Source organism: Polyangium fumosum (assembly GCF_005144585.1).
GTDB lineage: Bacteria > Myxococcota_A > Polyangia > Polyangiales > Polyangiaceae > Polyangium > Polyangium fumosum.
In genome coordinates this window covers 39096-55766 of record NZ_SSMQ01000083.1, presented here as the reverse complement: position 1 = coordinate 55766, position 16671 = coordinate 39096, and the positions used below count along the sequence as shown (strand labels likewise).

At 68.9% G+C, this 16671-nt stretch carries 15 protein-coding genes; 10 read left to right on the top strand and 5 right to left on the bottom strand.

Features of this window, described 5'->3' with window-relative positions; all coding sequences use genetic code 11:
• Window positions 1–637: 637 nt before the first annotated feature.
• Window positions 638–2209: a 3-dehydroquinate synthase gene (aroB, locus tag E8A74_RS44815; protein WP_232380026.1), complete on the top strand. Its 1572-nt coding sequence runs from the start codon at window positions 638–640 to the stop codon at window positions 2207–2209.
• Between the two features lie 81 nt (window positions 2210–2290).
• Window positions 2291–3016 (top strand): hypothetical protein, encoded by a 726-nt coding sequence (locus tag E8A74_RS44810; protein WP_136935299.1) that lies wholly within the window; start codon window positions 2291–2293, stop codon window positions 3014–3016.
• A 62-nt stretch (window positions 3017–3078) separates the two neighbouring features.
• On the opposite strand, the gene E8A74_RS44805 is transcribed toward E8A74_RS44810, so the two are convergent.
• The gene (locus E8A74_RS44805) at window positions 3079–3492 is read right to left on the bottom strand and encodes a hypothetical protein (RefSeq protein WP_232380025.1); all 414 of its coding nucleotides are present in this window, start codon (window positions 3490–3492) and stop codon (window positions 3079–3081) included.
• Between the two features lie 590 nt (window positions 3493–4082).
• Between E8A74_RS44805 and zapA the strand changes: the two genes are divergently transcribed.
• From zapA to E8A74_RS44775, 6 genes are all read left to right on the top strand, one after another.
• Window positions 4083–4406, top strand: a complete 324-nt coding sequence (gene zapA, locus E8A74_RS44800; RefSeq protein ID WP_136935297.1) for a cell division protein ZapA — start codon at window positions 4083–4085, stop codon at window positions 4404–4406.
• Window positions 4403–5524: an aminotransferase class I/II-fold pyridoxal phosphate-dependent enzyme gene (locus E8A74_RS44795; RefSeq protein ID WP_136935296.1), complete on the top strand. Its 1122-nt coding sequence runs from the start codon at window positions 4403–4405 to the stop codon at window positions 5522–5524. Before zapA ends, E8A74_RS44795 begins: the two co-directional genes overlap by 4 nt.
• A complete protein-coding gene (gene bioD, locus E8A74_RS44790; RefSeq protein ID WP_136935295.1) occupies window positions 5521–6222 on the top strand; it encodes an ATP-dependent dethiobiotin synthetase BioD in 702 nt (233 codons plus the stop codon). The genes E8A74_RS44795 and bioD overlap by 4 nt, the downstream gene beginning before the upstream one ends.
• A gap of 185 nt (window positions 6223–6407) precedes the next feature.
• Complete coding sequence (locus E8A74_RS44785) at window positions 6408–7172, top strand: TIGR04255 family protein (RefSeq protein ID WP_170229862.1); 765 nt, start codon at window positions 6408–6410, stop codon at window positions 7170–7172.
• Window positions 7169–7690, top strand: coding sequence for a HEAT repeat domain-containing protein (locus tag E8A74_RS44780; RefSeq protein ID WP_136935293.1), 522 nt, complete (start codon window positions 7169–7171; stop codon window positions 7688–7690). The genes E8A74_RS44785 and E8A74_RS44780 overlap by 4 nt, the downstream gene beginning before the upstream one ends.
• Window positions 7687–8178 (top strand): hypothetical protein, encoded by a 492-nt coding sequence (locus E8A74_RS44775; protein ID WP_136935292.1) that lies wholly within the window; start codon window positions 7687–7689, stop codon window positions 8176–8178. Before E8A74_RS44780 ends, E8A74_RS44775 begins: the two co-directional genes overlap by 4 nt.
• A gap of 22 nt (window positions 8179–8200) precedes the next feature.
• Here E8A74_RS44775 and E8A74_RS44770 read toward each other — a convergent pair whose 3' ends face one another.
• From E8A74_RS44770 to E8A74_RS55250, 4 genes are all read right to left on the bottom strand, one after another.
• Window positions 8201–9379 carry a hypothetical protein gene (locus E8A74_RS44770; RefSeq protein ID WP_136935291.1) on the bottom strand — a complete coding sequence of 393 codons (1179 nt, stop codon included), beginning with the start codon at window positions 9377–9379 and terminating at the stop codon, window positions 8201–8203.
• Window positions 9373–11094, bottom strand: coding sequence for a hypothetical protein (locus E8A74_RS44765; RefSeq protein ID WP_136935290.1), 1722 nt, complete (start codon window positions 11092–11094; stop codon window positions 9373–9375). The genes E8A74_RS44770 and E8A74_RS44765 overlap by 7 nt, the downstream gene beginning before the upstream one ends.
• 168 nt (window positions 11095–11262) lie before the next feature.
• A complete protein-coding gene (locus E8A74_RS44760) occupies window positions 11263–11922 on the bottom strand; it encodes an ATP-binding cassette domain-containing protein (protein WP_136935289.1) in 660 nt (219 codons plus the stop codon).
• 19 nt (window positions 11923–11941) lie between these two features.
• Window positions 11942–13741, bottom strand: coding sequence for a serine/threonine-protein kinase (locus tag E8A74_RS55250; protein ID WP_232380024.1), 1800 nt, complete (start codon window positions 13739–13741; stop codon window positions 11942–11944).
• A 522-nt stretch (window positions 13742–14263) separates the two neighbouring features.
• Between E8A74_RS55250 and dnaN the strand changes: the two genes are divergently transcribed.
• Window positions 14264–15388, top strand: coding sequence for a DNA polymerase III subunit beta (dnaN, locus tag E8A74_RS44750; RefSeq protein ID WP_136935288.1), 1125 nt, complete (start codon window positions 14264–14266; stop codon window positions 15386–15388).
• Window positions 15389–15485: 97 nt separating this feature from the next.
• Complete coding sequence (recF, locus tag E8A74_RS44745) at window positions 15486–16616, top strand: DNA replication/repair protein RecF (RefSeq protein ID WP_136935287.1); 1131 nt, start codon at window positions 15486–15488, stop codon at window positions 16614–16616.
• Window positions 16617–16671: the final 55 nt, after the last annotated feature.

The window sequence follows — 16671 nt, the reverse complement described above, 5'->3', positions numbered from 1 at the left end:
GCTTGGCCTCGCAATACGCTGACGTCGACCTCCACATCTCGCCCTGCTTCGGGGTTTGTCCAAGGGACATGGCCCCGCATTACACCATCCCGCGATGGTTTGGTAGAGAAAAACACCAGTCACCTAGCGGTGCTCGTCGTACCGGGAACCCTCTCGACCGATGCGCCTAGCGGTGCTCGTCGTACCGGGAACCCTCTCCACCCTTCTGATCGCCCTCCTCTCCACCCCACCTCTCTTCTGGACCTGGGGGCTTTGTCCCACCCTGGGACCAGAGGGGGCGCCGGGCGGCGTGAGGTCGGGGGGGCTGGGGGGGGACCCGTTGTCTGAGCGAGCCACGCCCTACCTCCCGGAAACCCCACGCCCCATCCGTCACCCACGTGACCTAGCCGGTGGGCGACATCCATCCCCTCCCGGGTCTTGCCAAAACCTCGACCTCCTTCCACTCCGTCCGGCGTGGCTCGCGAGTTCGGGGGGGGCCCCCAGCCCCCCCGACCTCACGCCGCCCGGCGCCCCCTCCGCGCCCCCCGCGCACACTCCCACCTCGACAAAACCTCTCCCCCATCGAATCGTAATCCCCATGCCTCCGCTTCCCGTTCCCCAGCCTCGCCCCCAGCGTCCCCTCCTCCTCTCTGGACTGATGGGATCAGGCAAGTCCACCATTGGCCCCCTCGTCGCGGCCCAAGCGGCTGTCCCCTTCCTCGACCTCGACGCCGTCATTACGCAGACCACCGGCCGCTCCGTACCGGCCCTCTTTGCGGAGCCTGGTGGCGAACCGGCCTTCCGCGCCCTCGAAGCCGACACCCTTCGTCGACTCCTCGCCTCCTCGGAACCTCGTGTCATCTCGCTCGGCGGCGGCACCCTCCTCGACCCGGACCTCCGCGCGTTTGCCCTTGCCCACGCGCACGTCGTCACCCTCACGGCGCGACCCGACACCCTCGCTGCGCGCACCGCAGCGCCCGGTCGACCCCTCCTCGACGAAGCCCCCGACCGCCTCCAGCGCCTCCGCAGCCTCCTTGCCTCCCGCGCGGCCGTCTACGCCGAGGCCCATGCCCACATTCGCACCGACGATCGCTCCCCCGAGGACGTCGCCGATGCCGTCCTCCGCGCTTGGCTCGACCCCACCCTCGTCGTCCCGCTCGGCCCTCGGTCCTACCCGGTCCGCCTGACCCAGGACGCCCCGCGCACCCTCGCCGAGGTCGCGTGTACCCTTGCGCCTTCCGCCGTCTTCGTCGTCACGGATGAGAACGTCGCGCCGCTCGCGCTCGAACCGGTCCTCGCGTCCCTCCGTACCGCGGGCCTTCGCGTCCCGGCCACGGTCGTCCTTCCGCCCGGTGAACCGCACAAGCAGCTCCCGGCGGTCGAGCGCATCCTCGCGGCCCTCGTCGAGTCGGGCGCGGACCGCGAGTGCCTCGTCGTTGCCCTCGGCGGCGGGGTCGTCTCCGATGTCGCCGGGTTTGCCGCGTCCCTTTTGCTTCGGGGCGTCCGGTGGGTCGCGATGCCCACGACCTTGCTCTCGATGGTCGATGCTGCCGTTGGGGGGAAGACCGGCGTCGACCTCGGGGTCGCCAAGAATGCCGTTGGCACCTTCCACCAGCCCTCGGCCGTGCTCATCGACCCGGCGCGCGTGCAGAGCGAGTCCCCCCGGGCCTACGTCTCCGGCTTGGCCGAGGTCGTCAAGGCCGCGGCCATCGCCGACCTCTCCCTCTTCGACCTCGTCGGCCGGGAGCGCACGCGTGTCCTCGCGCGTGACCTCGACCTCGTTCGGGAGATGGTCCTCGGTGCGGTCCGGGTGAAGACGGAGATCGTCACCCGGGACGAGCGAGAGGCCGGCGATCGGGTCCTGCTCAACTTCGGCCACACGATCGGGCATGGCCTGGAAGCGGCTGGCGCGTACACCCGGCTTACCCACGGCGAGGCTGTCTCGCTCGGCATGGTCGCCATCTTGCGGGTTGGCCGTGCCCTCGGCGTCACCGATCCCGAGGCAGCGGCGTGTATCGAGCGTCTCCTCGTCGACCTCGGCTTGCCCACCGACCTCTCGCGCGAGCCCCTCGACGAGGCCATCCGCCTGGCCGCGCTCGACAAGAAGCGCACCGTGGCGGGCATTCGTGTCGTCCTCCTCGAAGGGCTCGGACGACCTCGCATCGAGCTCCTCTCGCTCGACGCGCTGGGGCGCCTCCTTCATGCGGGGATGCAGAGCGCTTCCGTCTGAACCCTGCGGATCTTTGCCGGCTCGGGGCCTTTCCCGATACACTGATGGTTGACCTCAGGCGTCGAGGGAGGCTCCTCCAACATGAAGACCCAGCGAAGGCATGTCGGCAGTTTGACCGCGCTTCTGGCGCTCGGCGCGTTGCTCGGTTCTGGATGCGCGGAGAACGAGAGCAGCCTCTTCGTCCGGGGGGTCCTGAAGTTCCCCGAAGATACCTGCGAGGTTTCGGCTGAACCCTCGGCCCCGGTCGTGCTCCGCGGCGCCCTCGATGTCGAGTTCAGCACCGAGTACAGCGCGGCGCTGCTGGTCGGCAACCAGTTGGTCCGGCGCGGCAATGCTGCGACGCTTCGCACGGAGACCTCCCGCGTCATGTTCGAGAGCGCGGACGTCCACACCTTCGATTCGGCGGGCAACGAGCTCGGCGCCTTCTCCGCGGCGGCCACCGGGTTCGCCGACCCGTCGACGGGCGTCGAGCCGGGGTATGGCATCGCGCATGTCGTGCTGATCGACTCGGGCAGCTCGGCGGCGGCCGGGGCGGTCGCGAATGGCCCCCCGGTCGAGGTCATCGCACGCGTCATCGTTCGTGGACATACCCTCGGCGGTGAAGAGATCGCTACCGGCGAGTTCCAGTGGCCGGTCGACGTCTGCCGCGGCTGCCTGGTCTTCTTCCCGAGCGAGGCCAACGACCCACTCGTGCCCGGAGCGGATTGCAGCATCACGGCCGACGGCCCGTCCGGCATTTGCCGACCCGGCGTCGACAACTGGGTCGACTGCCGCGCCTGCCAGGGGAACCCGATCTGCACCCCCTGAGCCGCCCTCCCACGGCGACCCGCCGCCCTCAACGTTTCACGTGAAACATCCCCCTGGACCCGTCACCGCACGGGTCTCGTATCCCGCGACCCTCCGCGCACCGCGTTGAAGAGGAGCTGGAACGGCAAGCTCAACGCCACCAGGTCGAGCTGCGCGCCGATGACGATCGAGGTCTCCCGCGAGGGACCGAGCCCGTACCGGAACTGCACGAGCAGCCCGAAGGCCATGACGTACGAGGCGTGGAAGTTGTAGCTGCGGCTCCCCCAGAACAGCGCCCCCGCCACCCCTGGCTCGAGCCCCTGCATCGGCGCGTACCGCCCGTACCCGCCCACCGAGGCCACGAGGGGCAGCGCTTGCAGCACGGGGAACAACGTCGACACCCCAGCGCCGAACTGCACCTCGTCGAAGGCGTGCGTCATCACCTCGGCATAGGGTCCCACGCCGAAGTCGGTCACCTTGCTCCGACCGAACAACACGTCCCCCCGCAGCCCCAGGTGGAAGGCTGTTTGGTCCCAAATCTTTCGATCGAGCCCTCGCCCGGCTGCACCGATCGTCAGCCCGACCGTCCCTTGCGGCTCGGCGCGCGCCTCCGCCCCGACCGCTAGGCACCCCGCCAGCACGGCCCCACCCACCAGCGCCCGCCGTCCCGTCCTACCCAACCGAAACCCTCGCAAGCACGCCCGCCTGCTTTCCATCTTCTTCCCATCGCCCACCCTCCCCCACCCCGTCAAGCAAGCCCCCACGTTTCACGTGAAACATCCCCTCGCCCCTCTCCCCAAAGATCGACGCAGGAGGGAGCTCGGCGGGGGTGGCCACCCGGTGGGGCACTCAGGGGTGTTCTGATTGGATTTGGACGGGTGGGGTTCTTTGCGGGGTGGTGCCCGGACGTCTCGCTCGGGTGGGTGCGTCCGGGAGCGGGGTGACCCCTGGCACCGCACTGCCTCGCGAGGCCTGACCGTGCGTGTACCTCGCTCGGTTCTCTTTCGTGCCCCTCCGGGTGACCACCCCCGCCGAGCTCCCTCCCCGCCTCGCATCCTGGCCCCCCTCATGGTACCGTCCCCCCGCCATGGGTGGCCGTCAGGTCCAGCTCCGCATCAGCGGTCAGACATACCGGGTCGTCACCTCCGCGTCCGACGACGAGCTCCACCGCCTCACCCTCATGGTGGAGGAGAAGCTCACCCAGGTCGCTGGTCCGGGCCGCATGGTCAACCCCCAGGCCCTCCTTCTTGCCGCCCTCGCTCTTGCTCACGACCTCGAAGAGGAGCGCGCTCGGCATACCGACCAGATGGCCCGCACCCGCATCGCGTTCGGTCGCATGCTCGAACGTGTGGATGCTGCCCTCGGCGCCCTCGAACCCGGCGCCGATACCCCCGACGAGGACGATCGATGACGGACCTCGGCGCCCTTCGCCATCTTGCGGCGGAGCTCACGGCGCTCGAACAGGCTGGACTGCTCCGCAAGCCGAGCGCGCCTCCGCCCGCGGGATGCCTCGTCCTCTGCTCGAACGACTACCTCGGGTACGGCACCGATCCCTGGCCTGCGCCCGCGGAGGTGCCTTCTGGTGCTGGGGCGTCACGCCTCGTCAGCGGGCATCATGCCGAACATGCGCTCGCCGAGCAGACGATCGCCACCTGGTTCGGCTTTGAAGCCGCGCTCCTCTTCTCGTCCGGGTATGCGGCGAACGTGGGTACCCTCTCGGCCCTCGCTCGGCCCGGGGACGTCATCGTCTCGGATGCGTTGAACCACGCCTCCATCATTGATGGCTGCCGCCTCTCCGGGGCCAAGGTCGTTGTCGTTCCTCATCGGGACGTGGCTGCCGCCGAGGCTGCGCTCGAGCAGGCGCAGGGGGCGCCGCGACGGTGGCTCGTGACCGAGTCGTACTTCAGCATGGATGGCGATTCGCCCGACCTCGTTCGGCTCCGGGCTGCGTGTGACCGGTGGGATGCAGCGCTCATCGTGGATGAGGCCCATGCGGTCGGGAGCCTCGGACCTGACGGGCGCGGGCTCGCGGCGCGGGCTGGGGTTCGACCGGATGTCCTCGTGGGTGCGCTCGGGAAGGCGCTCGGGCTTCAGGGTGCGTTCGTGGCCGGGCCGATGGTGCTTCGCACCTGGCTCTGGAATCGTGCGCGCAGCTTCGTGTTTTCGACGGGCATCAGCCCTGCGCTCGCCGCGGCCATCCGGCATCGGGTCCTCCGCGTCGCGTCCGATGACGAAGCGCGGGCACGACTCGACCGGGTTACCAGCCGCTTGCGTGCCGACCTCACCTCCGTCGTCGGGGATGCGCTCCTCCCCTCGCATGGACCCATCCTCCCTTGTTTCGTGGGTCCTCCCGAGGAGGCCGTTCGGATCTCCCTCCGCCTCCGCGAGCGCGGAATTCTCGTGCAGGCCATTCGCCCGCCGACCGTGCCGCCGGGCACCTCGCGCCTTCGCGTCACCGCCCACGCGCGCCTCACCGACGCGGACCTCTCTCGGATCGTCGCTGCCTTCGCGGAGAGCTGGAAGCCATGAGCCGCATCGTCGTCATCGGAACCGGCACCGGGGTCGGCAAGACCCATGCGGGTGTCGCCCTCGTCTCGGCCCTCGCCTCGGCCCGCGTCTCGGTTGCGGGCCTCAAGCCCATCGAGTCCGGCGTCCCTGTCGCGCCCTCGCCCGCGATCACGACCGACGCCTCCGCGCTTGCCGCGTTCAGCACGTTTCACGTGAAACATCCCCCGCCCTACGCGCTGCCGGATCCGGTCTCGCCGCACCTCGCCGCGCGTCGGTTGGGAATGGGCATCGACATCGGTCGCGTGACCGAGTGGGTCGATGCGCATGCGTGCGCGGAGGTGTTGGTCATCGAGACGGCGGGGGCGTTGCTGTCGCCGCTCGGGTCGGGGCTCGTCAACCTGGACCTCGCGCGCGCGCTGCGACCCGACCACCTCCTGCTCGTGGCTTCGGATCGGCTGGGCGTGCTCCATGATGTCGCGGTCACGCTGCACGCGATGCGCACGATGGCCCCGGACCTGCCGGCGCCGCTCCTCGTGCTCCAGCCGCCGACCGTGGCGGATGCGTCCACCGGGACGAATGCGGAGGAGCTCGTGGAGTTGAAGATCGTTCCGGGGCTGGTCGTGTTTCCCCGGGCCGAGCCGACGGCCGAGGAGACGAGGGCGTCGGCGAAGCTGGTGCTCTCGACGCTCGCCCTCCAAGGCGAGACTCAGAAGGCGTAGAGCACGCTGCCGTACGATTCCGCGGTGGTCTCGTGATCAGACCACCAGTACAGCTCGACGGCTGTTACGTGCTTATGGTTTCCACATAGGAACGCATGGTGAGTCTATGCTCGACACGTGGTAGCCCCCTGAGCAAGACTCCGCATGCCACCGGTTTTCGTGTAGTAGGTCCACCGGGCAGCCTGATGAGCGGCATCTATCCCCACCTCTCCCGTGCTCCGATCCGTGAAGCGGTGCTCGACATTCGTGTCGAGCTTCCAGCGTCCTTCGCGCTCGAACAGCTAGCTCCATTCACGGATCTGCTGTCCGCAAGCTTCCCGGAAGTCCGACCCATCCATACGATCTCTGCAAACTTTGCCATCGGGGATAAAGCGCCTGAAATCTCCTCGGCGCCTCCCAGGATCGTCGGGCACATCCACTGGACACAGGACAAGTCGCGCGCTGTTCAGGGTCGCCTCGATGGTTTCACGGTGAACCACGTGAACTCCTACAAGGACTGGGAGTCGCTGCGTTTACAGGCGCAAGAGCTTTGGCGACTTTACGCGGATGTAGCCCATCCTGTCCGCGTCGTTCGTATCGCACTCCGTTACGTCAATCGTCTGGAGTTACTTGCCGACGCACCGCTCGAGCGATCCCTCCGCACCCTGCCCAAGATCAATTCCGCTTTGCCGCAGCACCCAACCAATCACTTTATGCGCCTCGTTCTGCCTTTTCCAGAGAGCCGTCAGGTGGTGCTTACACAGGCAACGGAGGACGTTGATCTCCTTGGAAACGGTATGCATGAAGCGGGGAACAGCGTTGGGCTCCTTCTGGACCTGGACGCCTTCGTGAGCCGCTCCTTCGATCCGCGGTCGAGCGACATGTGGGCGGAGTTCGAGCAGCTTCGCGAGATCAAGAACCTTTGCTTCTTTGAGTCGCTGACCCCTGAAGCCCTGGAGAGGTACCGATGACCCACGCGATCAACGACGCTCTCCCGGTCGCCGCTTATGTCTCCCCAGCGGCTTACACGCCATCACCAGCGAAAGGGCCGGAGGCCGGAGTGCTCAGCTGTCTTGAACGTCGCTGGACGAACCTCCAACCGGCCGTTCCGCCGCCGTTCGATGTGCTTGTGCCGGAGGTAGGCTTGCTCGTATCGCGCCGATGGACAGAACCGTGCGAAGCGGCGTTCGACTACCTGGCGCAGCGATGGCCTGAGCAACTCATCACGCTCATGGAGCACGGGAATCTGGAACCGGCGGATTTGACCTTCGCCGCCGAGATCGCCGGTCGAACCGTGGAGGGATCCTCGATCCGGCGTGTGCTGTTGAAGCTACTCGAGCACCCGAAGGCCGTTGTGCGTGAAGGCGCCATCTACGGACTTGGAGCGCACCTCGATGAGCCGGTTCGCGCGGCGCTCCGCAGGCTGGCCCTGTATGATCCGAGCAACGCCGTTCGAGCAGCAGCGTCCGACGCGCTCGACGACCCGTGACGAAACGCCTCATACGGTTCGCCAAGCGGCTTGCGGCCTGGGAAGCTGACCATCCCATCGAGGAGCTTCAGCGGATCGAATTCCGGAACCGCGACGGAAGTCCTGACCTCCGACCTTCGGTGTACGAACTCGACGTTAGCCATCCAGCGCTCGTTCAGGCCTACGCAGAGCACGCTGCCGCCGCTGAAATCGACCCTCCCACGACAGCCCTGGCGATCGACGCCTCGAACCCAGCACGAACATCGGTCCCCACGCCAGGTAGCGCGAAGTTTTCTTTCATCATGGAGGCACATCGAGAGGTGCTTCTGAAGGACGTGGATGACCTGCACGCCTTCATCCTTGAGCTCTCTCAAGATCCTTCCGAGCGGCGCTCGACCATCCGAAAGGCGGAAATCCTCGCGTATGCCCGAGCGCGCCTGGAGGCGGGGGATCCGGAGTGGGATGCCGTGAGCACCTCCCCGAAACTCAAGAAGTGGAAGCTGAAGTGATCTCAGGACGGGTGAGGCACGCCTAAAAGGCGTAGAGCACGCTGCCGCCGAACCCGGGTCCGCCCGAGGTCGACCTTCGCGCCTGGTAGCCGCCGCGAAGCTGCACCGAGAACCCACGCCCGAGCGTGATGCCCACCTCGCCGAGCAGACGCACGCCGTACGATTCTGCGTTGGGCATGTCCGTCACCTCGACGATCGGCGAGACCAGCACGCGGTCGCCGGCGACCAGGTCGAGCCGGCTGTAGAACCGGTTCCCGAACGGGGCGCTGTCGCCGAGGCCGATCGATTCGAACCCGAGGATGAGCTTCGAGCCGTACGGGTCGCCGATCAACGTCGACGCCCCGAAGCCGACCGAGAAGCCGATCTCCGTGACGCTCGTCAAGAGCTCCGTCTCCAGGTGCCAGAGGTCGAGCAGCCGGAAGCGGATCCGGGCCGAGCCGAAGTTCAGGCCGACCTTGTATCGCTCCTCGTTGAACGCCGAGAGCGACACGAGCGACCAACCGCGCACGAGGCCCAGCCGGAAGCCGAACTCCGACACCGTGCGCAGCGGCCGGTACGTGTAGCTCGCCTCCACCCGGTAGTACTGCTCGTCGACCGACGGCAACACCTCTTCGCCCGCTTGGCAGGTCGGTTGGCCCGCCGCGCATGGGATCGGCGTCGTGCCCGTCGTGGTGCCAAAGCCGACATACTCGCCGGACACGCCGACGACCGAACGACGTCCGCCGAGCCGGCTCAGCGCCGCGCGCTCCCGCGCGTCGGTCCGGTCCTCGATCACGCTGACCGGGTGGAGCTGCTTTCGGGTGGCGAACGCCGAGACCCGTGTCCCGTTCGTCTGCTCGACCTCGATCGTGTAGCCGATCCCCGGCGCCTTCATCGCCTCGCCTGGGATGACGGCGATGTAGCCTCGTTCGCCGCCTCGTTGGAACGGCACGGCCTTCATCTCGCCGAGCGACGTCTGGTAGACGACGAGCACGTTCCGGATGAGCTCCGCGTGCTCGAACGACGCCTCCAGCACGAGCTTCGTGCCCGGCTCCGCGCTGGCGATCGGCGCGTGATGGATGCGCGGAGTCGTGGGTTTGGGCGCCTCGCCGGCCGGAATGTCCGCGGCTTGTTGGGCCGCAGCGTCGCGCGGCGCGAGCGACAGGGACAACGTGGCCGCGCTCAGCACGGCCAGGGTCTTCGCGAAGGTTCGCGTCACCATTCGTACCCCACGGCTCCGCCGAAGCCCGGCCCTGCATGGTTGATGGTTCGGCCCTGGAACGACACCCGCGCCGCGACGACCAGCCCGGGCGTGAGCCGGTAGCCCACCTGCACGATCCCACGTGCGCCGACCTCGCCTTCCTGGGTCGACTCCGTCGGCTGCCCGTTCTCGCTCGGGGGCCTGAAGCGGCTCGATCCGGCTGGCTGGTTCGTCACCTCGGTCCGGACCAGGATGGGCACCCGCTTGAAGGTGTTCAGTTCGAGCTGGGTGAAGCCGCGCAGACCCACGCCGCCGAGCAGCTCGCCGCCGAGGACCAGGTTCGTCTCGCGGTCGTTGCCGATGCGGAAGAGGATCTGCCCGCCGCCCGAGATGCCGTCGTCGAGCAGCCCGATCGCCACCCTGCCGATCACGCCGAACAGCCGGTGGAAGCCGACCTCCGTTTCGAGGTAGCCGTAGGTCAGCCCCACGGGCCGGCCCGAGAGGTTCAGCGTGTCGAGGTCGTTCAGCGACCCGCCGACGCCGCGGTAGACGCCGAACCCCGAGCGCAGCGCGCGCACGCCCGTGTCGCCGTACCGAAGGCCGAACGTGCCTTCGGTTTGCCAGACCCGATCGTTGCCCTTGAGCCCGTTGTAATCGGCGAAGTCCGTGAGCAGCATCGCCGATGCGATACGCTTTTCCGGTTTCGCGATCTTGGGCGCGTCCTGGATCTGGATCCGCTCGGGCGAACCGGGCACGCCTACGACGGCCTTCGCGTCGCCGTTCGCCATCGTCGCCTCGATGAAGTACTCGATCTCCGAGGGCACGAGCCGGTCGCCGGGCACGGTCGCGGCCCAGTATCCGAGGCCAGCGCTCGCCATCACGAGCGGCGTGTACGTCTGTTTCCCTCGCGTCCGTACGTGCAGGATCGCGCCCGTGGCCAGGTCGTCGAGCTCCACCGCGAGTTCGAGCGGGGTGCCTTCGACGGCCGCCGTCGGGGGTTTGAAGCTCACGAGCGAAGGCTCGGTCCGCGTCCTCTGGCCTTTCGCGGGTGCTTTTGCGCTGGGTTTGCCCTCGGCTTCGAGCAGGCGGCGCAACGACGCGGCTTCTTCGTAGAGCACGCGCGCATACCGGCCGTTCGGTTTCTCCCGGACGTAATCCTCGTAGGCTTTGATGCGGGTGACGAGGTCGGCGCCCTTGAGCTTGTCGAACATCGTGGCGATCACGACGGCCTCGGGGTCGGCGCCCGGCGCGTCGCCTTGGCCGCTGGGCTTGTCCGGCGCTTCGGTCGGGCCTCCGGCGTCGGGCTTCGTGGGGGCCGGGGCGGCTTTGCGCAGGATCACGAGATCGCCCTTTTCGGGGGTCCGCGTGAGTGTGCCGGTCGCCGTGGCGATCGACATCGAGGGCCGCACCTGCCCGAGCGCCAGCGTTCCGATCCGGAATCGATCGGAGATCACCTTGCCGGTCACGGGGTGTTTGAGCTTCAGCGGGCGCCAGATTTCGACCGTCGCCCCCTCCGTCGCTCCTTGGCTGCCACCGAGGTCCAGGATCAGCTCCTCGCCTTCCTCTTCGAGCGCGAGCACCGTCCCCGTGACCTCGATGGGCGCTGCGTCCGAGGCAGACGTCTTCGTCTGCGCCCCGGCGCCCGTCGCGATTCCGAGAAAGCAGAGCGCGGCCAGCACCGCAACGAGGCGCGCCCCCGTGCTCCCCCGGTTCAATACAGTTTCTGGATCGAACACGCTGCGATCGATCTTTATCGAATCAAATCAAAAAAGAAAAGAAAATACCGGCCGACGGAAATTCGACACACCGTGGACGTTCGCGGGTTTCGCGCGAATATGAATTCGCGTTCATGGTCACCGCGCATTCGCGGCGACGACCCATTGCGTCTTTTTTGCGACAGTGCCTCAACCGGTCACTGCTTCGACCACGCGACCCCGATCGAGCACGAGGCGCGCGCCGGCCCGCTCGCGGAAGAGCTCGGGCTCGTGCGAGACGACGACCACGGCCGCGCCCCGCGCGACCTCCTCGTCCACCACCGCGAGCAGGCGCGAGACGCCCGCCTTGTCGAGGCCCGTCGTCGGTTCGTCGAGCAGGACCAGCGAAGGCTCGTGCGTGAGCGCCCGCGCGAGCGCGATACGTTGCCGCTGCCCACGCGAGTACGTTCGCACCGGCCGCTCGGCAAAGGGCCCAAGCTCGAACCGCGTCGCCGCCCGCTTCCACGCCTCGTCCGCGTCGAGCCCCACGAGCCGCGCCGCGAGCTCGACGTTCTTCCGCCCCGACAGGTCCGGATACGCCATCGTCTCGTGCGACACCCAGCCGATTTCAGCACGCACCGCGAGCAGGTCGTCCCCGAGCGGCTCGTACACGACCGTGCCCGCCGTCGGCTTGATCACGGTGCCGAGGATGCCGAGCAGCGTGGACTTGCCCGATCCGTTCGCGCCCTCGATGACGAGCAGCTTGCCGAGCTCGATCGTGAGGCTGACGCCCCGCAAAGCCACGGTGGGGCCATAGGACTTGATGAGGCCCTTGCCGACGATCCGCGAGAGGCGTGGGGTTCGGCTCATCCGACGCGACCTTCGCCGCTCACGACCCCTTCCCGGGTACGGGCGGCGCCGGGAACGGGCGCACGAGCGTCGGCCGGTCGTCGGAGACCGAGGGCCGGTCGCGGTCGTCGTTGAACGAAGGCGGGTCGACGAGCGTGCGCTCCTCGTCGTCGGCGTCGGTCACAGGACGCGCCGGCGGAACCGGGCGCGGCGGAGGCGGCGGCAAGGGAGCCGCAGCGTGGACCGGGATGGGCACCGGCGCAGGCAGCGGCGGCGGCGCCGAGGGCGGCGGCAGCGGCGCGGGCGGAGGCGGCAGCCACGCCTGACGACCGCTGCCCACGCCCATGCTGGCGAGCTGCCCCGCCGGCATGGTCGACGGCGGGCCCGCCGAGGCGCTGGACGCTTGGGAGGCTTGTTGCGCGGCAGGGTGCGCCGGCGGCGGCAGCGGCGCGGGCGGCGGCGGCAAGGGAGGCGGCAGCGGCGCTGGGACGTGCGGCGCGGTGACGGTCGTGGGCGGGGCTGCGCGGCTCGACGGCGGGCCTGCGTTTCCGGTGCCCTGGCGCGACGAGCGCGGCGGCGCCATGGGCAGGCCGAGGTCCTTGCGCGAGAACGAGAGCACCATCGTCTCGTCGTCCTCGTCCTCGGAGAACGACATCCTCGCCGGCGGCAGCGGCGCGCGGCGCGAGGGCGGCGGCGCTTCGGGCTCGAGGGCGCGGCGCATGCTGTCCTGGAACTCGGCGGCGTTCTGGTAGCGGTCCTCGCGCATCTTGGCGAGCGCCCTGTCGACGACACGCTCGAGCCCGCGCGTCACGCCGGGACGCACCTCGGAGACCGCGCGGTGCTTCGAGGTCAGAATCTGCACGAGCAGCGCGTTGTAGTTTCGTGCGACGAACGGGCGCCGGCCCGTGAGCGCTTCGTAGAGGATCACGCCTGCGGCCCACAGGTCGACGCGGTGGTCGAGCCCGCGGTCGCCGCGCGCCTGCTCGGGCGCCATGTAGTACGGCGTGCCCATGACGATGCCGGGCATCGTGAGCTCGGTGGATGTGTCCTCGTCGATCGTCTTGGAGATGCCGAAGTCGAGGAGCTTGGCGATGGGCGGCGTGCCGGCCTTGCGGACGAGGAACACGTTCTCGGGCTTGAGGTCGCGATGGATGATGGCTTTCGCGTGCGCGGCCATGAGCGCGGAGAGGACCTGGTGCATCACGTCCGCGACGTCACGCTCGGGCAGCGCGCCGTCGCGCTTGATGCGCTGGTCGAGCGTCTCGCCGATGAGCCGCTCCATCACGAGGTAGGGCGTGCCGTCTTCGAGGCGGCCGAGGTCGTGAATCTCGCAGATGTTCGGGTGCCCGATCGAGCCGGCGATGCGCGCCTCGTGCCGCAGCCGCGCGACCGAGTCGGCCTGCTGCGCTTGCTTCGGGTGCAGCACCTTCACCGCGACGATGCGGCCGATGGCCAGGTGCTCGGCCTCGTAGACCGCGCCCATGCCGCCCTCGCCGAGCAGCGCCTTCACGCGGTACTTGTCGCCGATGACGTGGCCCACGAAGTCGCGCCGCTCGCTCCTGCGCGCGCCTTGCGAGGGGGGACCGTCCTTGCGGCTCGGGACGGCGCCGGGGGGCGCCGGGCGAGCGGGCGCGGCGGGCGTGGCGACGGGCACGCGCGGCGACGGGATGCCCATCGGCCGCGGGATGCTCGGCGCGGGTGGGATGAACGAACGCGGCGTGTGCATCGCCTGGCGCGGCGGCAGGCTCGAACCTGGCCCGATGGCGAGCCCCGTCGCCGGGCAGATCACGAGTCGTTCGTCGTGCCGGATGCCGCAGTGGCGGCAACGGAGTTCGCTCATCGCGAGAGCCCTACGTTCGGCCATTCCGACGCGGGGGGCCACTGCAAAATCGCTCGGCGATCGCGTTTTCGTTCCCACGACGGAAGCTCACGCCGAACGCGGCGCGCACGACCGTGTTCGATCCGCGCGCCGTCTGTCGGGCGAGGCCACGGCGCATACACCCGAGCGGGGGCAAGCTGGGGATAACTTCCGGTGATCCCAGGGTCAGGCTTGGGGACAGAACCGGGCTCGGCCGCCCCCCCCTAAAGATCTCCCCGACCCGACCCCGAAGTTTCCCCGAACCTTCCACAGGGGGGTGGCACCGTAAGTCATCGAAATGATGGACCGATCCAGAGTTTTCCCCATCGTCCACAGGCCCTACGATGACGACCTGATCTAGATCTAAAGATCTTCCCTAGATCGGAGGGGAACGCGTGAGCCTGGTCACGTTTGCCTCGGTCCTCTTTTCGACCTTCGCCCCGCCGATAACCCTGCTAAGAGGGACCGACCCGCTGCCTTGAGCCGCGGCGGAGTTGAAGGGCCATGGACCTCGTCATCGCGAAGAAAGATCTGCTGCGCCTCGTCGACCGCTGCCAGGGCGTCGCCGACAAGAAGAGCGCCATGCCGGTGCTCGCCAACGTGCTGCTCGCCGCCGACGGCAACGCGCTGCGCGTCGCCGCGACCGACCTCTACCTCGCGGTGAGTGGTCAGACGGCGGCAGAAATCGTGAGCGCAGGCTCCGTGGCCGTTCCGGCGAAGGACCTGCTCGACCGCGTGAAGGCCATGCCCGACGGGCCCATCCAGGTGACCGCGCGCGAGGGCGCGCAGACCGTCATCAAGGCCGTCGGCTCGCCCCGCCGCTACACGCTGCACGGCATGCCCGGCAGCGAGTTCCCCGCCCTGCCCAAGGCCGCGCCCGACGCGCCCTCGCTCGAGCTGCCGGTCGAGCTGCTCTCGCGGCTCATCGAGCGCACGCACTTCAGCATCTCGACCGACGAGACGCGCGCGCACGTGAACAGCGCTCTCTTCGAGTGGGCCGGCCACCGCGTCCGCATGGTCACGACGGACGGTCACCGGCTGTCCAAGATGGAGGTCACGCTGGAGGGCACGAGCGCGACGGCGACGATGCTCATCCCGCTGAAGGCCATCCACGAGCTGCGTCGGCTCACGAGCGGCGTCGACAAGGAGACGCCCACGGTGCACATCACGCAGAGCGGCCCGAACGCGTTCTTCGGCGTCGGTGGCATGACCTTCTCGGTGAAGCTCGTCGACGCGCAGTTCCCGCCCTACCAGCAGGTCATCCCGAACGTGAGCGACCGGAGCATCCGCGCGCCGCGCGCCCCGCTCGCCGAGGCCCTGCGCGCCGTCTCGCTCGCCGCGAGCGACCGCACGGGCGGCGTGAAGCTCACGGTCACGCAGCGCGCGCTGCGCATCACGAGCGAGAGCCCCGAGAGCGGCAACGGCTTCGACGAGGTGCCGATCGACTACGAGGGCGGCGAGGTGACGATCGGCTTCAACGCGAAGTACTTCCTCGACGTGCTCGCGGGCATCAACGACGACGAGGTCGTCCTCGGCGTGTCGGGCGAACTCGACCCGGCGGTCATCCGTCCCGCGACGGAGTCGGCGGCCGAGAGTTACGTTTCGGTCATCATGCCGATGCGGATTTGAAACGCGGCCGCGACATGGGGCGCGCGTGCGCACCCGCGCCATGGCCGAACCTCCCTCACCCCCGACCCCTCTCTCGCTGGGAGAGGGGTGAATCTCGATGAATCGCCTGGAGCTCGAACGGCTCAGCGTGCGTGGCCTGCGCGTCCTCTCGCGGGTGGACATGGAGCCCGCGCCGCGGCTCAACGTCGTGTGGGGCAACAACGGGCACGGCAAGACGAGCGTGCTCGAGGCGATTTACTTCGCGGCGACCTCGAAGAGCTTTCGGACCTCGCGCGTGGGCGAGCTCGTGCGGCACGGCGAGCAGGCGGCGAGCGTGAAGGCGCGCTTCGTCGAGCGCGGCGGCGCGCTGCCGGCGCTCGCGCGCGAGCAGACGGCCGCGGTGCAGGGCAAGCGCGTCGCCGTGCACATCGATGGCAATCGGCCGCGCTCGCTCGTCGAGTACGCGACGCGCTCGCCCGTCGTCGTGTTTCATCCCGAGGAGCTCACGCTGTCGAGCGGGCCCGCGCAGGGGCGGCGCACGCTACTCGACCGGCTCGCGCTCTTCACGCGGCCCGAGAGCGCGGACGCGCGCGCGCGGTATGCACATGCGCTCAAAGCGCGGCACGAGCTTTTGCGGCGCGGCGCGGACATGCCTTCGAGTGATACCCGTGAGCTCGACGCGTTCGAGGCGCTCTGCGCCGAGCATGGCGCGGCCCTCACGCGGGCGCGCGCGGCGGCGGCCGAGGCGCTCGTGGTCGAGCTCGCGGGGGCGTTCGCGCAAATCGCCGCGCCGGACCTGCAGCTCGAAGCGCGATACGCGCCGGGAGGCTCGGTCGATGTGGAGACCGCGCGCGCCGAGCTCGAGCGGGGCCGAAAGCGGGATGCGTTTCGGGCGTCGGCGGGGTTCGGCCCGCATCGCGACGAGCTCGAGCTACGGCTGGGCGGGCATCCGGCGCGGATCGTCGCGTCGCAGGGGCAACATCGCGCGCTCACGCTCGCGCTGAAGGCGGCCGAGACGGCGACGATCGCCAAAGAGCGGGGCATCGAGCCCTTGCTCTTGCTCGACGATGTTTCGAGCGAGCTCGATCCGGAGCGCACCGGCGCGCTCTTTTCATTCCTTGCGCTCCATCGTGGTCAGATTTTCCTGACGACCACGCGCCCCGAGCTCATCCGCGCCGAAGATATACCGGCCGAGGGACGTCGTGACTTCCGGGTGTTTCGGGGCGAGCTCGACGAGGGCGCGGGCTGACCTCCGGCCGCTACGGAGCGCCTCGGGAGCGAGCATGAGAAACGGGCACCAATCG

Coding starts and splice junctions, on each gene's coding strand:
- E8A74_RS55250 (WP_232380024.1), bottom strand. CDS start 13,741: ATGAGCGAACTCCGTTGCCGCCACTGCGGCATCCGGCACGACGAACGA.
- bioD (WP_136935295.1), top strand. CDS start 5,521: ATGAGCCGCATCGTCGTCATCGGAACCGGCACCGGGGTCGGCAAGACC.
- E8A74_RS44785 (WP_170229862.1), top strand. CDS start 6,408: ATGAGCGGCATCTATCCCCACCTCTCCCGTGCTCCGATCCGTGAAGCG.
- E8A74_RS44795 (WP_136935296.1), top strand. CDS start 4,403: ATGACGGACCTCGGCGCCCTTCGCCATCTTGCGGCGGAGCTCACGGCG.
- E8A74_RS44770 (WP_136935291.1), bottom strand. CDS start 9,379: ATGGTGACGCGAACCTTCGCGAAGACCCTGGCCGTGCTGAGCGCGGCC.
- aroB (WP_232380026.1), top strand. CDS start 638: ATGGGATCAGGCAAGTCCACCATTGGCCCCCTCGTCGCGGCCCAAGCG.
- dnaN (WP_136935288.1), top strand. CDS start 14,264: ATGGACCTCGTCATCGCGAAGAAAGATCTGCTGCGCCTCGTCGACCGC.
- zapA (WP_136935297.1), top strand. CDS start 4,083: ATGGGTGGCCGTCAGGTCCAGCTCCGCATCAGCGGTCAGACATACCGG.
- E8A74_RS44780 (WP_136935293.1), top strand. CDS start 7,169: ATGACCCACGCGATCAACGACGCTCTCCCGGTCGCCGCTTATGTCTCC.
- recF (WP_136935287.1), top strand. CDS start 15,486: ATGAATCGCCTGGAGCTCGAACGGCTCAGCGTGCGTGGCCTGCGCGTC.
- E8A74_RS44810 (WP_136935299.1), top strand. CDS start 2,291: ATGAAGACCCAGCGAAGGCATGTCGGCAGTTTGACCGCGCTTCTGGCG.
- E8A74_RS44760 (WP_136935289.1), bottom strand. CDS start 11,922: ATGAGCCGAACCCCACGCCTCTCGCGGATCGTCGGCAAGGGCCTCATC.